We start from the raw sequence: 15,739 nt of genomic DNA on the forward strand, positions 1-15,739 counted from the left end.
GGCGCGCTCGGCGGCTGTTACAGCGGGCTAGGTAATAGACGCCAATTCCTCCTCGGTCAGATTGTCCGGAACCAGCGTCAAGGGAACCCGGAGGCGGCTGAGGAACTTGCCGGTAAGGGCGCTGACCAGTGGCCCTGGGCCGCTGCCGCTCGTGCTGGCCGCCAAAACCAAAATCGAGATGCTGGGATCCTCGTCTAGCAAGGCCAGCAGTTCATCGCGGCGGTTGCCGTCGCGCAGGTACAGGATCGGCATTTGGTTGGTGAGTTTCTGTACCTCTCCCGCCCAGCGCTGCAAGCGCTTTTCCGCCTCCTGCCGAGCTTCATCGCGCATCAGGTTGCCGACCGACATCCAGTGCTGGAATTCGCCGGGTTCGATCACCTGTAGCAGGGCTACCCGGCCACCCGTGCGCCGTGCCCGAAGGCAAGCGTAATATAGGGCTAAATTCATCTCGGCGGATTCGTCGACCACCGCGAGGAAGATGCGCGGTTGATCCGTTGCTGGCGGAAGCGGCGGCAGCGCTGGATCGCGTTCCGTTTCGCTCATGACTTGGTCCTCTTGTTAGGGCCTCCCCAAAGGCCGGGCAATTTGTAGCTCTTGTTTGTTGCGCCCAACTAGTTGCGTCGGAAGATAACCTGGGCAAACCATCCGGCAAAGAGTGCAATCAAAATAGCGCCCAGGCCGTAAAATAACGAATGCTGCTTGGCCAGAAAATAGATGTCGGCCTCCATACCGACCCGGCTGACGATCAAGGGAGTCGAAAGGGCGCTGATCATCTCGCCATCGCGTAGCAGGTAAATCTGAATCAGGTAGCTTCCGGTCGGGACGGTCGATGGAAAACTGACGTTGGTTCTGAATAGCTTGCCGCCGACGAAGCGCACCTTGCCCACTGTCTTGGGGTAAAGTTTCTCGTTCTGCATGGCCTCGATCAAGGCGGTTTTCCATTGGGCGGCGATGTTGGGCGACGCCTTGGCGGTTGGTAGATCGCGTATCAGTGCGTTCAGGTTTAGTTGGTGGCGCACCTGCAACCTAGGCGGTGCGATTTCCTCAATCGGTGCCGAGGAAGCAATGTGAAGAAAGCTGGGCACGCCCTCAAAGGTCTGCCGCGCAGTGTTTGCCCATACACCCAACACTCTGGATTTCCGATAGACCGCCACGTTGTTTGGGGGGCCCTTGATCACAACGATTATATCTCCCTCTTCCTCGACCGCGCCGAATAGCAGGGTATCGCTACCGCTGAAATCCGTGGTGATGGCGACCAGGTGGCTGGAGAGGTCGACAATCAACGGTGCCGTCGAGCGCGAAGCGGAGGGGCCGATCATCAACAAGGCCAGCATCGCTGTGATTGTCAGGAAATGTTGTCTCCTCACGACAGCACCTCGAGCACATAGATCGAAGAAGGCCTTGCAAAGAGATCAACGAAGAGCTTGCCGCACACCAAAAGCACCATTCCGGCAAGCAGAATGCGCAGCGTGTCAGCGGGTATGCGCGATACCAGACGACTGCCGAACTGCGCGCCGATCACGCTTCCGGTCAATAGCAGTAATGCCATTACAATGTCGACGGTCTGGTTCTGTGTGGCCTGAAGCAAGGTCACGTTGGCGGCGACGAAGATAATCTGAAACAGGGAGGTTCCGATAACGACCGACGTCGGCATGCCAAGGAGGTAGATCATTGCCGGGACCAGGACGAAACCGCCGCCCACGCCCATGATGGCAGCGAGCACGCCGACAACGAAACCAGCCGCCAGAGGCAGGAGCGCGCTGATGTAAAGACGCGATTTGCGGAATCGCATCTTCAAGGGCAGCCCATGAATCCAGGTGTGTTGATGCAGCTTTCGGCGTTGGCCGGGACTGCGTCGCCGGCGCAGCAGAGCACGCACGCTTTCCCAAAACATCAACCCGCCGATCGTGCCCAGGAAGATGACATAGACGAGGTTGATGACGAGATCAATCTGACCAACCTGGCGGAGCAGGCTAAACAGCGCGACACCCAAAGTAGAGCCCGCAAAACCGCCGACCAGCAAGACCATGCCCATCTTGAAATCGACGTTGCCGCGCTTCCAATGCGCCAGAACGCCGGAGACGGATGAAGCGACGACCTGATTGGCCTGCGTCGCCACGGCGACTGCCGGCGGCACGCCGATGAAAAGCAGCAGGGGAGTCATGAGAAACCCGCCGCCGACGCCAAACAACCCGGATAAAAAACCAACAATCCCGCCCAGGCCAAGAAGCAGGAAGATATCCAGCGAGATCTCGGCAATGGGTAGGTATATCTGCATTGTCTTCTGGCAGGGCCCGCGCTGGCGGTTAGCGAGACCCGCGAGTCGCCCCCCGCGGCCCGCAATGATCTCTGAGAAACCTTAACGCCGTTTCGCCGCGCCTAGCAACGGGCCATGACCAAATTCACCAGGTTTTTACGAGGTTTTCCAAAGAGAATGCCTTAGGGGCGCAAAAACCCAACTAAATCATAAACCTCTTTCAAGATTGGCATAGCCAGCGCCCGTGCGCGCTCGCCACCGTCCCGCAGAACCGCATCCACATGATCGGGGCTGGCCATCAGGCGCTTCATTTCTGCTCCGATCGGACCGAGCTTTTCGACGGCGAGGTCGGTGAGCGCTTTCTTGAAGCCGGAAAACGGTTGTCCGGCGAATTCGCTCAGGACGTCCGGCAACGATTGATCCGCCAGGGCCGCATAGATGCCGATCAGGTTGAAAGCCTCGGGCCGGGCTTTGCGGGCCGCCTCGGAAACGCGGCCGCTATCGTCCAGGGCTTCCAGGCCAGGCATCGCTTCGGTATCGGTCTTCGCCTTGCGCACCTTCTGTGCAATGGCGTCGGCATCGTCGGTCATATTGATGCGGCTCATGTCCGAAGCCTCGGACTTGCTCATCTTGCGAGTACCGTCGCGCAGGGACATGACACGTGTCGCACTGCCCAGAATCAAAGGCTCGGTTAACGGAAAGAAATCGCGGCCGAAGTCGTTGTTGAATTTCTGCGCAATATCGCGCGCAAGTTCCAGGTGTTGCTTCTGGTCTTCCCCGACCGGAACGTGGGTGGCTTTGTAAACCAGGATGTCCGCCGCCATCAGGTTTGGGTAAACATAGAGGCCCGCACTGGCGTTTTCCTTGTGTTTCCCGGCTTTTTCCTTGAACTGGGTCATACGGTTCAACCAACCGATGCGCGCGACGCAGTTGAAAATCCAAGCCAGTTCCGCGTGTGCTGCAACCTGGCTCTGGTTGAAGATGATGCTCTGCGTCGGGTCGATCCCGGCGGCCAGATAAGCCGCGGTCACTTCGCGCGTATGGCGGCGCAGTTCTTCGGGGTTTTGCCAAACCGTAATCGCGTGCATATCGACGACACAAAAAATGCTTTCGTAGTCGTCCTGAAGAGTCACGAAATTACGAATCGCGCCCAGGTAGTTGCCGAGATGAAGATTGCCAGTCGGCTGCACGCCGGAAAAAATACGGTTCATTATCGTTTCCTGGTCCCTGATGCCTGTCGGTTCGAGGTTGTCTGAAGAGGGCTAAGTTTGCTGCATTCAGGGCGCTGGGGTTATCGCCCCAAGGGCAACCTCCGGTCAAGGGTTACGCCGGAACAAAACCTTAAAATCCCTCGCCGAAAACGCACCGGTCGCCAGCGCCAGCCCAAAATAGGAAATCATGCCGCAGGCAACGAGAATCGCCAGGGATGCGGCCTGCAGGGCGATACCGTCGTCCAACCAGGGGAGGAGCGGTATCGACAGCCCGTAGAGCAACGCGCCCATGACAAGGCTGGCGACAATCATTCGTGGCATCCGCTGCTTCAGGCGCAGATCAAGGTGGAAGAAGTCACGGCCTTTGAGGGATAGGATCAACAGGGCAACATGCAGCCAGGCGGCCAGGGAAGTCGCCAGTGCGATGCCAACATGCCCCAACCAGAAAAACAAACCGACGCACAGCACAATGTTGGCGATCACCGAGACGCTCGCCATCTTCAACGGCGTTACGGTGTCTTCCTGGGCAAAGAAGGCGGCCTGGAAGGGCTTGACGAGGATGAATGCCGGAAGGCCGCTCGCATAGGCGGCAAGCGCGGCGGCGGCGGCATCGCTTGCCTGACGGTCGAAGGCGCCGCGCTCGAACAAGGCCACGACGATCGGCAAAGGTACGATCAGCAAGGCAATGGTGGCGGGCAGGGTGAGCAGCAGCGCCATCTCCAGGCCCCGGTTGAAAGAATGCAGCGCGGCGTCTCTATTACCCGCGCGCAGTTTTCGCGACAGCTCGGGCAGCAAGACAACGCCCAGCGCCACGCCGATCAACCCCAGCGGCAACTGGTACACCCGGTCTGCGTAGTAGAGCCAGGACACGGCGCCGGCTTGCAGTGAGGCAACAATCGTGCCGACCATGATGTTGATCTGTACCGCACCACCGGAGAGGATTCCCGGTCCCATCAAGCTAAAGAGCCGTTTGACGCCGGGCGTCAAACGTGGCCGCGGCAGGCGCAGCGCCATGCCGTGCTTGGCGGCCACCACATAGACCATCAGAAACTGCGCAAGCCCTGCCAGGGTCACGGTATAGGCAAGGGCGGGTCCCGTCTGTTCAGGGCTTAGGAAAGGAAGAACGCCGGTCAGCGTAACCAGGAAACAGAGGTTTAACAGGACCGGCGCGGCGGCCGCGGCCGTAAATCGATACAGCGAGTTTAGTATCCCGCCGATCAGCGCGGCGAGACTCATGAACAGGAGATAGAAAAAAGTGATCCGCGACAGTGTCACGGTCTGTTCGAATTTGTCGGCGTCGTCCAGGAATCCCGGAGCGATCACAGTCACCAATCCGGGCATGAAGATCAGTGCGGGAACCGTCACCGCCAGCAGCAAAATCAGCAGCGCGGACAGGCTGTCCTCGGCAAAGGCCTTGGCGCTGGTTTCGCCCTCTTGTTCCAGGCGGCGGGAGAAAAGCGGTACGAACGCGGCGTTGAAGGCGCCCTCGGCAAAGAGCCTGCGAAAGAAGTTCGGTAACTTGAAGGCGACAAAAAAGGCGTCGGCGACCGGGCCGTCGCCCAGGACACCAGCCAGCAAAACGTCGCGTAGAAAGCCCAGGAAGCGACTCGCCGCCGTCCAGCCCCCCACCGTCGCCAAGGAACGCACCAACGCCATGACCCGCAGTATCTAGAGCATTGCGGCAGAATTAGGAAGCTGTGGCTTTAGGGCGGCCGCAGACATTCATGAAACCGAGGCAATTTCAAGCCAATGAACAGCTTGCCCGGCAGGTCTCTTGACCTTTGCGGTCGGCTGACGCAAACCAGTGGACGAATGTCACACGTTCGAACCCCCTGGCGATAGGCTGTCCTGCCGCCGAACGTTATAGTCTGGACCCATGCGAACGCTCTATCACCTCTGGCTTGATTCAGGCAGCCGCAAAATCCGTATCCTGTTGAAGGAAAAGGGCCTCGACTTTCAGATGAAGGTCGAGAAGCTTTGGGAACGACGGGAAGAATTCCTGCGCCTCTCGCCCTCCGGCGAATTACCGGTTCTGATTGAAGAGAACGGCATTTCCCTTCCCGGGCAAAACGTCATCACGGAGTATTTGGAGGAGGCCTTCCCGGAGCCGTCTCTTCTTGGCGGCAGCGACCCTCTGGACCGGGCCGAAGTGCGCCGCGTGGCGCAGTGGTTTGACGTCAAGTTTCGCCAGGAAGTGACGGACAACCTGGTCGAGGAAAAGGTGATGAAGCGCTTCCTGAGGCTGGGCGCGCCGGAAGCGGCGGCCATCCGCGCGGGTCACGCGAACATACACTATCATTTGGACTATATTGCCTGGTTGTCGGAGCGGCGGAAATGGCTGGCAGGGGACCACTTCAGCCTCGCCGATGTCGCCGCGGCCTCGCAACTTTCCTGCCTGGATTATCTGGGCGATGTGCCTTGGGAGAAACATGAGGCGGCCAAGGACTGGTATGCACGCGTCAAATCGCGGCCAAGCGTGCAGCCGCTGCTGGCCGACCGCATTCCCGGGCTGTTACCGCCCGCCCATTATGCCGATCTGGATTTTTAGCCTCTCCATTTGAAGAAATGCTCAGCGCCAGGGGCTGCGGGTCTGCCCTTGACCCATTCCCGCGGCCATCTCCCGTAGCTTGGTGATGCGGTTTGCCGTGTTTGGATGGGTGGAAAACAGACTATCGACCTTCTGGGCGTGTAGCGGATTGATGATGAACAGCGAGGCGCTTGCCGGATTGCGCTCTGCGGTCACGTTGTCGATTCGGCTGGCGCTCACCTGCATCTTCTCCAATGCGCTGGCCAGCCATAGAGGCCGGCCGCAAATCTCCGCGCCGATGCGGTCGGCTTCATACTCGCGGGTGCGCGAAATGGCCATCTGCACGAGCATGGCGGCTATGGGCGCCAAGAACGCCATCAGCAAGACGCCGACGATACCCAGCGGGTTGTTACGGTTTCCGCCTCCGAATGCGCCAAACCACAAACCCATGTTGGCCAGCATGGAGATGGCGCCCGCCACCGTGGCCGTCAGGGTCATGGTGAGGGTGTCGCGGTTTTTGACATGCGCCAGTTCGTGCGCCATGACGCCGGCCACTTCCTCCTGATTGAGCGTATTGAGCAAGCCCGTGGTGGCCGCCACGGCCGCATTCTGCGGATTGCGCCCGGTGGCAAAGGCATTGGGCTGCGGGTTGTCGATGATATAAACCTTGGGCATCGGCAAGCCCGCGTTGGCGGCTAACTGGGAGACAATGGCATGGAGCGCCGGTGATTCAGCGGCTGTCACCTCGCGCGCCTTGTACATCCGGAGCACAACTTTGTCGGCGTTCCAGTAGGCGAAGAAATTGGTTGCAGCGGCGACCAACAGAGCGATGATCATGCCGCCCTGGCCGCCGATCAGAAAACCGGCCAGCATGAAAATTGCGGTCAGTGCCGCAAGCAGCATACCCGTGCGAAACAACCTCATCGAATTTAGACCACCTAGCGGTTGACACAGTAAAAACAGAGCCTAGAGATTGGGTAGAACGCGGGTTGCTTCAAGACTTGGCGAAAGCCTCCGGAATCGCCATATTTGCGTCATGACCGAGTCGTACAAAGTTCATCAACCGCAAGGCCGCAGGGCAGCGACCGTCGGGTCGAGTCCTCTGCCACGCGACCAGCGTCAACGCCGCATTGCTGAGGCGGCGGAGCGTGCAAAACAAGAGGCCGAAGCGCGCCGCCGGAAGCAAGACGCCGCCGCACAAGAACGCCCTGTCGAGCGTCAGGGCCCCGAAGGTCCGGAGCCAACTCGTTACGGCGATTGGGAAAAGAAGGGTATTTGCTACGACTTCTGACCTGTTGCTTTAGCGCTTTCCCAAGCCCAAGCCGGAACCCAAATCCTGCGCCATTTTGACCATTGACCAAAGTGCGAAGTCGATACAATCCTCTGCACATGAGAAATCTTTTCTTGGCGGCTATCCCCGTTCTTTTGACCAGCACAAGTGCCTTTGCCGCGAGCGATGGCGCCACGCTTTACCAACAGAATTGTGCATCATGTCACGGAAGCAATCTGGAAGGTCAGCCGAACTGGAAACAACGGAAGCCGGACGGCAAGCTCCCGGCACCGCCGCATGACGTCTCCGGGCATACTTGGCACCATAGCGATCAGCAGAATTTTGAGATCACCAAGCTGGGGATCGAGGCACTGGTGTCCGGCTACAAGTCCGACATGATCGGATTTGGCGATAAGCTGAGCGACGACGAGATATGGGCAATCTTGGACTACATCAAATCCACTTGGCCCGAGGAAATCCGTGCCCGGCGAAAGGCAAACGGGTTGGAGCGGCCCGAAGGCTGACGCAAATTCAAACCAGAGCGGGTAAGCGAATGGATTGGTCCATCGGCGTAAATATGGTCCTATAGCAGGTCCATTTTGCGAGGGTTGGATCGATGGCCAAGCGCGTCAATGCGGCGCCAATACTACAGTTCGACCTTGGTCGATACGACGGCCCCGTTTATCAGCGTCTTTATCTTGCGCTGCGGGAGGCTGTATTAGAAGGGCGCTTGCCGCCCGGCAGCCGCCTGCCGTCCAGCCGCGCACTGGCCGAAGAATTGGCCTGTTCGCGCAACACGGTGGTCACGGCATTCGATCAACTCCATGCGGAGGGATACCTCGACCGTCAAGTCGGCGCGGGCAGTTTCGTCTCGAAGATCTTGCCGGAAGAGTTGCTGGTCGCGCGGCCGCAGCCATCGAACAATGCCCGGAAGGCGGTGGCGCCGCGGTCCCTTTCACCGCGCGGAGCGGTCCTGGCGGCCAGCCGCCCGCTCGCGGCGGTTGCTCAGGCGCGCCACCGCGCCTTTTTGCCCGGCTTGGCCGATCCTGAGCATTTCCCTTTTGATCTTTGGAGTAAGCTTCTTACGCGTACTTGGCGCCGCCCGCCGCCGTCGCTTTTCATGCATGGTCATCCCGCAGGGCTTCCCGCGCTGCGCGAAGCGCTGGCAGCGCATCTAATTCGGGCGCGCAACCTTGACTGCACGGCGGAGCAAATCATCATCACGACGGGCGCACAACAGGCCTTGGCGCTGGCGGCTCAGCTCTTGCTTTCGCCAGGCGACGAAGTTTGGATCGAGGATCCTGGGTATCCGGGTTTGCGCGGGCCTTTGACTGCCGCCGCCGCAGTCGGCCGTCCGGTTGCCGTCGATGCCGAGGGTCTGTCGGTCGCGGCGGGCCGCCTGCGTGCGCCCAAGGCGCGGATGGCGGTGGTTTCGCCGTCCCACCACTACCCTTTATCGGTTGTTATGTCGTTGTCGCGCAGGCTGGAGCTTCTGGACTGGGCGCGACAGAACACGGCGTGGATCATTGAGGACGACTACGACAGTGAGTACCGTTATGCAGGACGGCCGCTGGCGGCACTGCAATCTTTGGATAGCCCGCAGCGCGGGGGCGCTGGGCGGGTGCTCTACATCGGTAGCTTTTCCAAAACTCTCTTCCCTTCGCTGCGGCTGGGCTATCTCGTCGTGCCCGCCGATCTCGCCGAGCGCTTCGTGGCCGCGCGCCATGCGCTCGACGATCACTCTTCCGCCATAACGCAGCCGGCGCTGGCGGCGTTCATAGGCGAGGGGCACTTCGCGACCCACCTGCGGCGCATGCGTAAGCTCTACGGTGAGCGGCAGGCGGCCTTGCTGCGGATCGCCGGGGAGCGATTGGCGGACCTTCTGGAGATCAAACCGGATGAGGCCGGTTTGCATTTAGTGGCCGGGCTTGGTGCAGCCTTGACCGGGCGCATGAATGATCAGCAAGCAGTTGCCGCCGCTGCGCGAGCGGGAATCTCCGTCGACGCGCTTAGCCGGTATTATCTCGAGGCTCCTGCCCGGCAAGGTTTGCTAATGGGTTATGCGGCCGTTCCGGAAGAAACTATGGCAGGAGCCTGCGATCGCTTGGCTAAATCCTTGAGGGAGTCGCTGCGATCATAACTTATATTGGCTGAACGATTGATCAATTAAAGCTGGACCGGACAAGGCTTCTGTGACAGGATACCAGGAGGTTGAGGACCCGCTTTTGCGGGAAAAGAGGAGCAGATCATGACGAAGGGCGTTTGGACGCGGGAACCCGGATCGGGAGACAATGGACCCGCGCCAGGCGATGAGATCGAGGCGCTTGCGAAGCGGCACCTTTTGCAACCGTGGGAGTCCCTGGAGCATCTGGGACAATCCGCGCGCACGGTGCTCGACCGGGCCGAGAACATCTACCTGTATGATTCGGAAGGGAACAAGCTGATCGACGCGCCGGCGGGCATGTGGTGCGTTCAGGTCGGCTACGGTTGCCGCGAGATTGCCGAAGCCATGGCCAATCAGGCCATGCAGCTCGCCTACAATTCACCCTGGTACACGACCTCCGGTCCGGCAGCCGAACTGGCGGCGCGAATTGCTGACAAGACGCCGGGAGACCTGAATCATATCTTCTTTACGACCGGCGGTTCTACGGCGGTCGATTCTGCTCTGCGTTTCGTGCAGTTCTACAACAATTACCTGGGCCGTCCGGAAAAGAAGCTAATCCTATCGCGGCAATCGGCCTATCACGGAAGCACCTATCTATCGGCGTCGTGCTCTGGCAAGGAACGTGACAAGGTTTTTCTCGATTTTGCCGGTAACCTCGTGCATCACCTTTCATCTCCGCTGGTTTACCGGCGGCCGGATGGGATGACCGAAGCGCAGTTTTGCGACTTCCTGATTGCGGAGATGGAATCCACGATTCTGGAGAAGGGCGCAGATAAGATTGCTGCCTTTATAGCCGAACCGATCCTGGCTTCCGGCGGCGTAGTGGTGCCGCCGGAGGGCTATCACAAGCGCACGCTCGAACTCTGCCGCAAGCACGAAATTCTCTACATCGCCGACGAGGTGGTAACGGCGTTTGGGCGCCTTGGGCACTGGTTTGCGTCCGAGGAGGTGTTCGGCATCACTCCGGACATCATTACCTTCGCCAAGGGTATTACTTCGGGTTACGTGCCGTTGGGCGGCATGGCGGTTTCCCAGAAGGTGATGGCCGAGGTCAGTGGCAGCGACGCCAAGGGCGCGGTCTATTCCAACGGCTATACCTATTCCGGGCACCCGGTTTCCTGCGCGGCGGCCATGGCCAACATGGACGTCATCGAGAAGGAGGGAATTCTGGAGCATGTGCGCGATATCACGCCCTACTTCCAGGATAAACTCGCCGAACTCGATGCCTTGGCGCTGGTGGGTGACGTGCGTGGTGCGGGGTTGGTCGGCTGCGTGGATTGTGTCGCCGACCGCAAGGCCAAGAACCCCCTAAAGCTCGATTCCGAGGTGGGGGGAAGGATTGATGCGCACTGCCAGGAGAAGGGTCTGATCGTTCGACCGGTCTACAATATGTGCGTGATGTCGCCGCCGCTGGTCATTCGCGAACGGCAGATCGACACGATGGTGGGAATCTTGCGTGCGGGGATCGAGGACACGATGGTCGACCTGGAACGCGAAGGGCTGTGGCACGCGCCTCGGGACTAATGTCGATTAGAAGATTCCGGCTTCCAGGCCCGCCGCCACCAGCATTCCCAACTCTTCGCAGTCGGTCTGGAAACTCTCCTGGTAAGCGCCGCGGCAAAGCAGGGGTTCTCTTATCTGCCGCCAGCGCAGGCCTGTTGTGATACTTTCGATCGCACGCCTTGTGCCGGTGCCGTCGTGTCCGGCGCGGATGAAAAGGGCATAGGGTAACCCTTGGGTCTTTTCGAGGCAGGGATAATAGCTGCGATCAAAGAAATCCTTCATCGCGCCGCTCATGTAACCAAGGTTCTCCGTGGTTCCCAGTATGATGGCATTTGCTTTGAGCACATCCTCGGGCCCCGCATCCAAGGGTGCCAGGCAGGCAACGTCGACCCCCTCGATATCAGGATGACGCGCTCCGGCCAGCACTGCGTCGCGCAGGCGCTGCGTATTCGGTGATGGTGCATGAGCAACTACCAGTAGTTTCTTCGTCGCCATATCCAGCCTTTTCTGCTCGAGTCGAAGGGGCAGCCTAACTAAGAATTGACGGGTCGCCTATGGCGAGAAGACTTTTCGGGTAGGGGAAGGCTGCGCTAGGGTCGTTCGTGAGAGCCACCTCTTCAACAGATCATCTAGGACCCCTGTCATGATTCCAGAATACCATCACGCTTTGATCATTGGTGCGGGAGAGGGGCTGTCGGCCTCACTTGCGCGTCTGTTCCGTGACAAGGGACTGCGGCTTTCTCTTGCTGCCCGGAATACCAGTAAGCTGACCGCGCTTTGCGACGAGATCGGCGCCACGGCCTACGCTTGCGATGCCTCTGACGCGTCGTCGGTGAACGCTCTCTTCGAGGCGCTGGACAACACACCGGGCGGCGCTCCCGACGTTGTGGTCTACAATCCTAGCGCCCGGCAGCGAGGTCCGATTGCCGAGTTGGACGCCGATGCGGTTTTAGCCGCATTGAAGATCACAGCCTATGGCGGCTTTCTGGTATCGCAGCAAGCCGTGCGGCGCATGCTGCCGCAAGGCCAGGGAGCGATTCTGTTCACCGGGGCATCGGCCAGTGTGAAGGGTTATCCGCAGTCCGCGCCGTTCGCCATGGGAAAGTTCGCCCTTCGCGGCCTGGCCGAAAGCCTGGCGCGGGAAGTGCAACCGCAAGGTATTCACGTCGCCCATTTCGTCATCGACGGCGCAATTCGAAATCCAGGACGAGAGAACCCGGCCGATAAGCCCGATAGTTTGCTTGATCCACATGCAATTGCGCTCACCTACTGGCAGACCTTGAAGCAGGATCGAAGTGCGTGGGCCAACGAAATCGCCCTGCGACCCTGGCTTGAGCGTTTCTAATGGGCCGTTCCTTGGGGCGTTCCCCTGGGCGTTCCCCTGGGCGTTCCCTTGGGGCGCTGCGCGGATTGGCAGGCGATGCATTGATCCAAATGAAAGCCGAAACAATCCGAGACATGCTTTGGCGGATTGATACAGTCTGTAACAAAAACTGAACGTAGCCTTGTTGATATGAGGCATGCCGCATGCGACTCTTTAAGTGCCTGTTGATCCGGTGACTTGGGGGTGCGTTCGTTGTTCGCGGATCAAACCCCGGTAATTGCGGTTAACCACGGAAATGGCAGCGCCGGCTAGCGGGATGACTTGAACCCGGCGGCCGTAAGACTTGGTGGGAATTAGCCAGAATAAGTAATGCCGCTCGTCGCAAACAATATAGGTGACGGCTTTCAAAGATGGACTCGAGCAACTCAATGACTCCTTTGATGCGCGATTCGGATGGTTTGCCGCTTCGGCTTGCAGATTTCGAAACCTTGTGGGAAGGCCTCGACTACGCGGCTCAGGGCGCGAAGGGCATCAGCTTCTTCGACTCGCTGGGTCGTCTGACGGGCATCCTCAGCTACCGTGAACTGCGTGACCGTGCCGTGGACTTGGCGCTGCGCCTCAATGCCAACGGCTTCAGACACGGTGACCGGTTGGCGATCGTCGCCGAGACCACACCGGATTTTCCGGTGTTTTTCTTTGGCTGTCAGTACGCCGGCGTCATTCCCGTTCCCCTGCCGATGAATGTCCATCTTGGCGCCCATGACGCTTACATTGTCAGCCTACGCAACATGATGAAGGCCGCCGGTGTGCGCGGTGTCGTGGCATCGGACGACTGGATTGCCCAGGTTCGCGAGGCCGCGAGCATGCTCGAGATTCCCTTCGCCGGCCCGCCTGAGGATTTCTATGCGCTCAGCCGCAAGAAAGGTAGCTTGGCACCGTTCGGCAAGGATGACCCCTGCTACATTCAATATTCTTCCGGCAGCACGGCCTTTCCCAAGGGCGTATTGGGGACACAGCTCAGTGTCACCAGCAATGCGCGTGGAATTGGCGGTCATGCGCTTCAGGTGCGTGACGGAGACCATGCCGTTTCCTGGTTGCCGCTTTACCACGATATGGGGTTGGTCGGCTTCTGCATCACGCCGATGCTGACGCAGCTTTCGCTCGATTACCTCTCGGCCTCCAGCTTCGCGCGGCGGCCACTGGTGTGGCTTACGCTCATGTCGGAACGCCGTGGCACTATCTCCTTCAGCCCGACATTCGGGTATGATCTCTGCGTGCGCAAAATGGAGCGACGCGGTATCGAGGAAGCGGACCTGTCGCATTGGCGGATCGCCGGTATCGGCGGTGAAATGATCCGGCCGGCGGTGCTGGCCAAGTTCGCCGAGGTCTTTGCGCCTTTCGGGTTTGACGAGAAGGCTTTCTTGCCATCCTATGGGTTGGCGGAATCGACTCTGGCTGTCACTTTTTCTGGCCTTGGCCGCGGCGTACGAACCCATCGCCGCTCGGAGCTGGCTCCAGACCAGCGAGACGCCAATTATTCCGGCTTGCACCGGGAGTTCGCGATTTGCGGAAAGCCCATGCCTGGCCACGAGCTCGAGGTTCGTGCCGACGATGGAACGCGTTGTGTGGAAGGCGAGATAGGGCGTGTTTTCGCCAAGGGTCCAAGCGTCATGGCCGGTTACTTCGGCGAGGCGGAAGCGTCTGCCGAAGTCCTGGGCGATGATGGTTGGTTGGATACCGGCGATCTCGGTTATCTACTCGACGGAGAGCTTGTGATCTCGGGCCGCGGCAAGGATTTGATTATCCAGAATGGCCGCAACATCTGGCCGCAGGATATCGAGTGGGCTGTCGAGCAGTTGGAAGGCGTCAAGGGTAGCGGCGTGGCAGCTGTCTCGATGCCGTCACGCGATGGTTCCGAGAACGTTGTGGTGGTGGTTGAGGCGCGGGTTAAGGCCGCCGAAGAGATTGCGCTCTTGGAGAAGCAGATCCATAGCACGGTCTATCAGGCCGCCGGGCTGAAAAGCGAGGTCGTTATTACGACGCCCCGCAGTCTGGTCCGAACGTCATCGGGCAAGCTCAGCCGCGCGGGCACGCTGACCAAACTACTTAGCGGGCAGATCGCCGTTCTCAACCGAGATGACGAGGACGCCGGCGGTTCTGCGAAGCGGACCGCGCTGGCTAGCTGACCGGACCGGAGGGAAGACGGACATGGGAGATAGCCCATGACCGTGATCGCTGTTACCGGAGCAACGGGATTTGTTGGCCGGGCGGTTGTGGCGGAGCTGCTGAGTCAGGGTGTTGCGGTGAGGGCACTGGCCCGAAAGCCGGAAATGCTAGCGGAGTTTGAGAATCTTAGCGTCGTGGCCGGTGATATCTCCAGCAGTGATGCATTGATTCCTTTCCTATCTGGGGTGGATGGTGTGGTTCACTGTGCCGGACTGGTTAAAGCTCTAAGCAATGCGGAGTTTCAAAAGGTCAATGCGGAGGGGACGCAGGCCGTTGTGACGGCAGCGACCAACGCGGCCGTGAAGCGATTGGTCCTTGTGTCGTCGCTGGCGGCGCGCCGCCCCGAGGTGTCACCTTATGCCGCCAGCAAGCGGGCGGGTGAACAGAGGGCCAGTGAAAGCGCGCTGAATGTCAGTATCGTCCGTCCCCCGGCTGTTTACGGTCCCGGTGACACGGCGACGCTGCCGTTCTTCAGGCAGGCGGAAAGAGGTTTTCTGGCCTTACCCGTGCCGCGTGATCAGCGCTTTTCAGTGATCTATGTTACTGATCTGGCGAAGCTGCTGGCAGCGTTGGTGTTGGAATCGGACCGCAGGGATGCGACGCCGATTGAATGCGATGACGGGCGTAAGGGCGGATATAGCTGGGAGGAGTTTGCCCAGGCCGCAGGTGCCGCCGCTGGACGCCGCGTTCGTTTTCTGCCGGTGCCCGGTTGGTTGATTGGACCGGTGGCGGTTGTCGCGCAAGCCCTCGCGAAGTTGCGCCGCCAGGCGGAGATTCTTTCTCCGGGCAAACTGTGCGAGATGGCGCAACCAGAGTGGGTGAGCACGCCAGCCTCGCTTGATGGACTGGATTGGCGCCCTGCAGTGGGCTTGCGGGACGGCTTGGCGCAAGCCCGGCGTTGGTACAAGGATCAGGGCCTGTTGAAACAGCGGGTCGAAGAACGTTAAGGGATGAATTTGGCCAGGTGTACCCATCTGGGGGCTTGGCTTTTTAAACAGGATGGATCGAACGTTGGATAAGAAAATTTTTGGCATCATTCTGGAGATTCTGACGGAGTTCAATCCGGATGGGCGCGACATCGCGCCAGGAACGAAGCTAAATGAAGACCTGAATCTCGACAGCGTGACGGCTATGGATCTCGTTATGGAGATCGAGGATCGCTTCGAGATCGATATTCCGATGAACATGGTCGGCGAGGTGGAAACGGTTTCCGACCTTGTGGCTGTGGTTGAGGACCGTATGGCGGGGGGAAAATAA

The 15,739-nt window shown here is 59.6% G+C and carries 16 protein-coding genes; 9 read left to right on the forward strand and 7 right to left on the reverse strand.

The window, feature by feature from the left end:
- Positions 1-27 precede the first annotated feature (27 nt).
- From ABIE63_RS09945 to murJ, 5 genes are all read right to left on the reverse strand, one after another.
- Positions 28-543: a universal stress protein gene (locus ABIE63_RS09945; RefSeq protein WP_183417389.1), complete on the reverse strand. Its 516-nt coding sequence runs from the start codon at positions 541-543 to the stop codon at positions 28-30.
- A gap of 68 nt (positions 544-611) precedes the next feature.
- A complete protein-coding gene (locus ABIE63_RS09950; RefSeq protein WP_354504311.1) occupies positions 612-1,367 on the reverse strand; it encodes a TIGR02186 family protein in 756 nt (251 codons plus the stop codon).
- Positions 1,364-2,278 carry a sulfite exporter TauE/SafE family protein gene (locus tag ABIE63_RS09955; protein WP_354504313.1) on the reverse strand — a complete coding sequence of 305 codons (915 nt, stop codon included), beginning with the start codon at positions 2,276-2,278 and terminating at the stop codon, positions 1,364-1,366. The genes ABIE63_RS09950 and ABIE63_RS09955 overlap by 4 nt, the downstream gene beginning before the upstream one ends.
- A 161-nt stretch (positions 2,279-2,439) precedes the next feature.
- Positions 2,440-3,468, reverse strand: coding sequence for a tryptophan--tRNA ligase (gene trpS / locus ABIE63_RS09960; protein WP_354504314.1), 1,029 nt, complete (start codon positions 3,466-3,468; stop codon positions 2,440-2,442).
- Between the two features lie 105 nt (positions 3,469-3,573).
- Positions 3,574-5,124 carry a murein biosynthesis integral membrane protein MurJ gene (gene murJ, locus ABIE63_RS09965; RefSeq protein WP_354504316.1) on the reverse strand — a complete coding sequence of 517 codons (1,551 nt, stop codon included), beginning with the start codon at positions 5,122-5,124 and terminating at the stop codon, positions 3,574-3,576.
- Between the two features lie 220 nt (positions 5,125-5,344).
- Between murJ and ABIE63_RS09970 the strand changes: the two genes are divergently transcribed.
- A complete protein-coding gene (locus ABIE63_RS09970; RefSeq protein WP_183417394.1) occupies positions 5,345-6,016 on the forward strand; it encodes a glutathione S-transferase family protein in 672 nt (223 codons plus the stop codon).
- A gap of 21 nt (positions 6,017-6,037) precedes the next feature.
- On the opposite strand, the gene htpX is transcribed toward ABIE63_RS09970, so the two are convergent.
- Positions 6,038-6,919 (reverse strand): zinc metalloprotease HtpX, encoded by an 882-nt coding sequence (gene htpX, locus ABIE63_RS09975; protein WP_354504319.1) that lies wholly within the window; start codon positions 6,917-6,919, stop codon positions 6,038-6,040.
- A 112-nt stretch (positions 6,920-7,031) separates the two neighbouring features.
- On the opposite strand from htpX, the gene ABIE63_RS09980 reads away from it, so the two are divergent.
- The 4 genes from ABIE63_RS09980 (at position 7,032) to ABIE63_RS09995 (ending at position 10,953) form a co-directional block, all read left to right on the forward strand.
- The gene (locus tag ABIE63_RS09980) at positions 7,032-7,286 is read left to right on the forward strand and encodes a DUF1674 domain-containing protein (RefSeq protein ID WP_354504321.1); all 255 of its coding nucleotides are present in this window, start codon (positions 7,032-7,034) and stop codon (positions 7,284-7,286) included.
- Positions 7,287-7,384: 98 nt separating this feature from the next.
- A complete protein-coding gene (locus tag ABIE63_RS09985; RefSeq protein ID WP_183417397.1) occupies positions 7,385-7,789 on the forward strand; it encodes a cytochrome c in 405 nt (134 codons plus the stop codon).
- 92 nt (positions 7,790-7,881) lie between these two features.
- Positions 7,882-9,405 carry a PLP-dependent aminotransferase family protein gene (locus ABIE63_RS09990; RefSeq protein ID WP_354504323.1) on the forward strand — a complete coding sequence of 508 codons (1,524 nt, stop codon included), beginning with the start codon at positions 7,882-7,884 and terminating at the stop codon, positions 9,403-9,405.
- 108 nt (positions 9,406-9,513) lie between these two features.
- The gene (locus ABIE63_RS09995; protein WP_183417399.1) at positions 9,514-10,953 is read left to right on the forward strand and encodes an aminotransferase; all 1,440 of its coding nucleotides are present in this window, start codon (positions 9,514-9,516) and stop codon (positions 10,951-10,953) included.
- 6 nt (positions 10,954-10,959) lie between these two features.
- Here ABIE63_RS09995 and ABIE63_RS10000 read toward each other — a convergent pair whose 3' ends face one another.
- The gene (locus tag ABIE63_RS10000) at positions 10,960-11,427 is read right to left on the reverse strand and encodes a flavodoxin family protein (RefSeq protein WP_354504325.1); all 468 of its coding nucleotides are present in this window, start codon (positions 11,425-11,427) and stop codon (positions 10,960-10,962) included.
- Positions 11,428-11,575: 148 nt separating this feature from the next.
- On the opposite strand from ABIE63_RS10000, the gene ABIE63_RS10005 reads away from it, so the two are divergent.
- The 4 genes from ABIE63_RS10005 (at position 11,576) to ABIE63_RS10020 (ending at position 15,739) form a co-directional block, all read left to right on the forward strand.
- On the forward strand, positions 11,576-12,277 hold the full coding sequence (locus ABIE63_RS10005) for an SDR family NAD(P)-dependent oxidoreductase (protein WP_354504328.1): 702 nt from the start codon (positions 11,576-11,578) through the stop codon (positions 12,275-12,277).
- Positions 12,278-12,666: 389 nt separating this feature from the next.
- On the forward strand, positions 12,667-14,442 hold the full coding sequence (locus ABIE63_RS10010; RefSeq protein ID WP_183417402.1) for a fatty acyl-AMP ligase: 1,776 nt from the start codon (positions 12,667-12,669) through the stop codon (positions 14,440-14,442).
- Positions 14,443-14,478: 36 nt separating this feature from the next.
- Complete coding sequence (locus ABIE63_RS10015; protein WP_354504330.1) at positions 14,479-15,429, forward strand: SDR family NAD(P)-dependent oxidoreductase; 951 nt, start codon at positions 14,479-14,481, stop codon at positions 15,427-15,429.
- A gap of 64 nt (positions 15,430-15,493) precedes the next feature.
- The gene (locus ABIE63_RS10020) at positions 15,494-15,739 is read left to right on the forward strand and encodes an acyl carrier protein (RefSeq protein WP_183417404.1); all 246 of its coding nucleotides are present in this window, start codon (positions 15,494-15,496) and stop codon (positions 15,737-15,739) included.

This window comes from Limibacillus sp. MBR-115 (assembly GCF_040549425.1).
Taxonomy (GTDB): Bacteria; Pseudomonadota; Alphaproteobacteria; order Kiloniellales; family CECT-8803; genus Limibacillus; species Limibacillus halophilus.

Excerpts from the sequence above, each read along its gene's own strand:
- ABIE63_RS10000 (WP_354504325.1), bottom strand. The coding sequence starts at position 11,427 with ATGGCGACGAAGAAACTACTGGTAGTTGCTCATGCACCATCACCGAAT.
- ABIE63_RS10010 (WP_183417402.1), top strand. The coding sequence starts at position 12,667 with ATGGACTCGAGCAACTCAATGACTCCTTTGATGCGCGATTCGGATGGT.
- ABIE63_RS09990 (WP_354504323.1), top strand. The coding sequence starts at position 7,882 with ATGGCCAAGCGCGTCAATGCGGCGCCAATACTACAGTTCGACCTTGGT.
- trpS (WP_354504314.1), bottom strand. The coding sequence starts at position 3,468 with ATGAACCGTATTTTTTCCGGCGTGCAGCCGACTGGCAATCTTCATCTC.
- murJ (WP_354504316.1), bottom strand. The coding sequence starts at position 5,124 with ATGGCGTTGGTGCGTTCCTTGGCGACGGTGGGGGGCTGGACGGCGGCG.
- ABIE63_RS09955 (WP_354504313.1), bottom strand. The coding sequence starts at position 2,278 with ATGCAGATATACCTACCCATTGCCGAGATCTCGCTGGATATCTTCCTG.
- ABIE63_RS09980 (WP_354504321.1), top strand. The coding sequence starts at position 7,032 with ATGACCGAGTCGTACAAAGTTCATCAACCGCAAGGCCGCAGGGCAGCG.
- ABIE63_RS09970 (WP_183417394.1), top strand. The coding sequence starts at position 5,345 with ATGCGAACGCTCTATCACCTCTGGCTTGATTCAGGCAGCCGCAAAATC.
- ABIE63_RS10005 (WP_354504328.1), top strand. The coding sequence starts at position 11,576 with ATGATTCCAGAATACCATCACGCTTTGATCATTGGTGCGGGAGAGGGG.
- htpX (WP_354504319.1), bottom strand. The coding sequence starts at position 6,919 with ATGAGGTTGTTTCGCACGGGTATGCTGCTTGCGGCACTGACCGCAATT.
- ABIE63_RS09945 (WP_183417389.1), bottom strand. The coding sequence starts at position 543 with ATGAGCGAAACGGAACGCGATCCAGCGCTGCCGCCGCTTCCGCCAGCA.
- ABIE63_RS09995 (WP_183417399.1), top strand. The coding sequence starts at position 9,514 with ATGACGAAGGGCGTTTGGACGCGGGAACCCGGATCGGGAGACAATGGA.
- ABIE63_RS10015 (WP_354504330.1), top strand. The coding sequence starts at position 14,479 with ATGACCGTGATCGCTGTTACCGGAGCAACGGGATTTGTTGGCCGGGCG.
- ABIE63_RS09985 (WP_183417397.1), top strand. The coding sequence starts at position 7,385 with ATGAGAAATCTTTTCTTGGCGGCTATCCCCGTTCTTTTGACCAGCACA.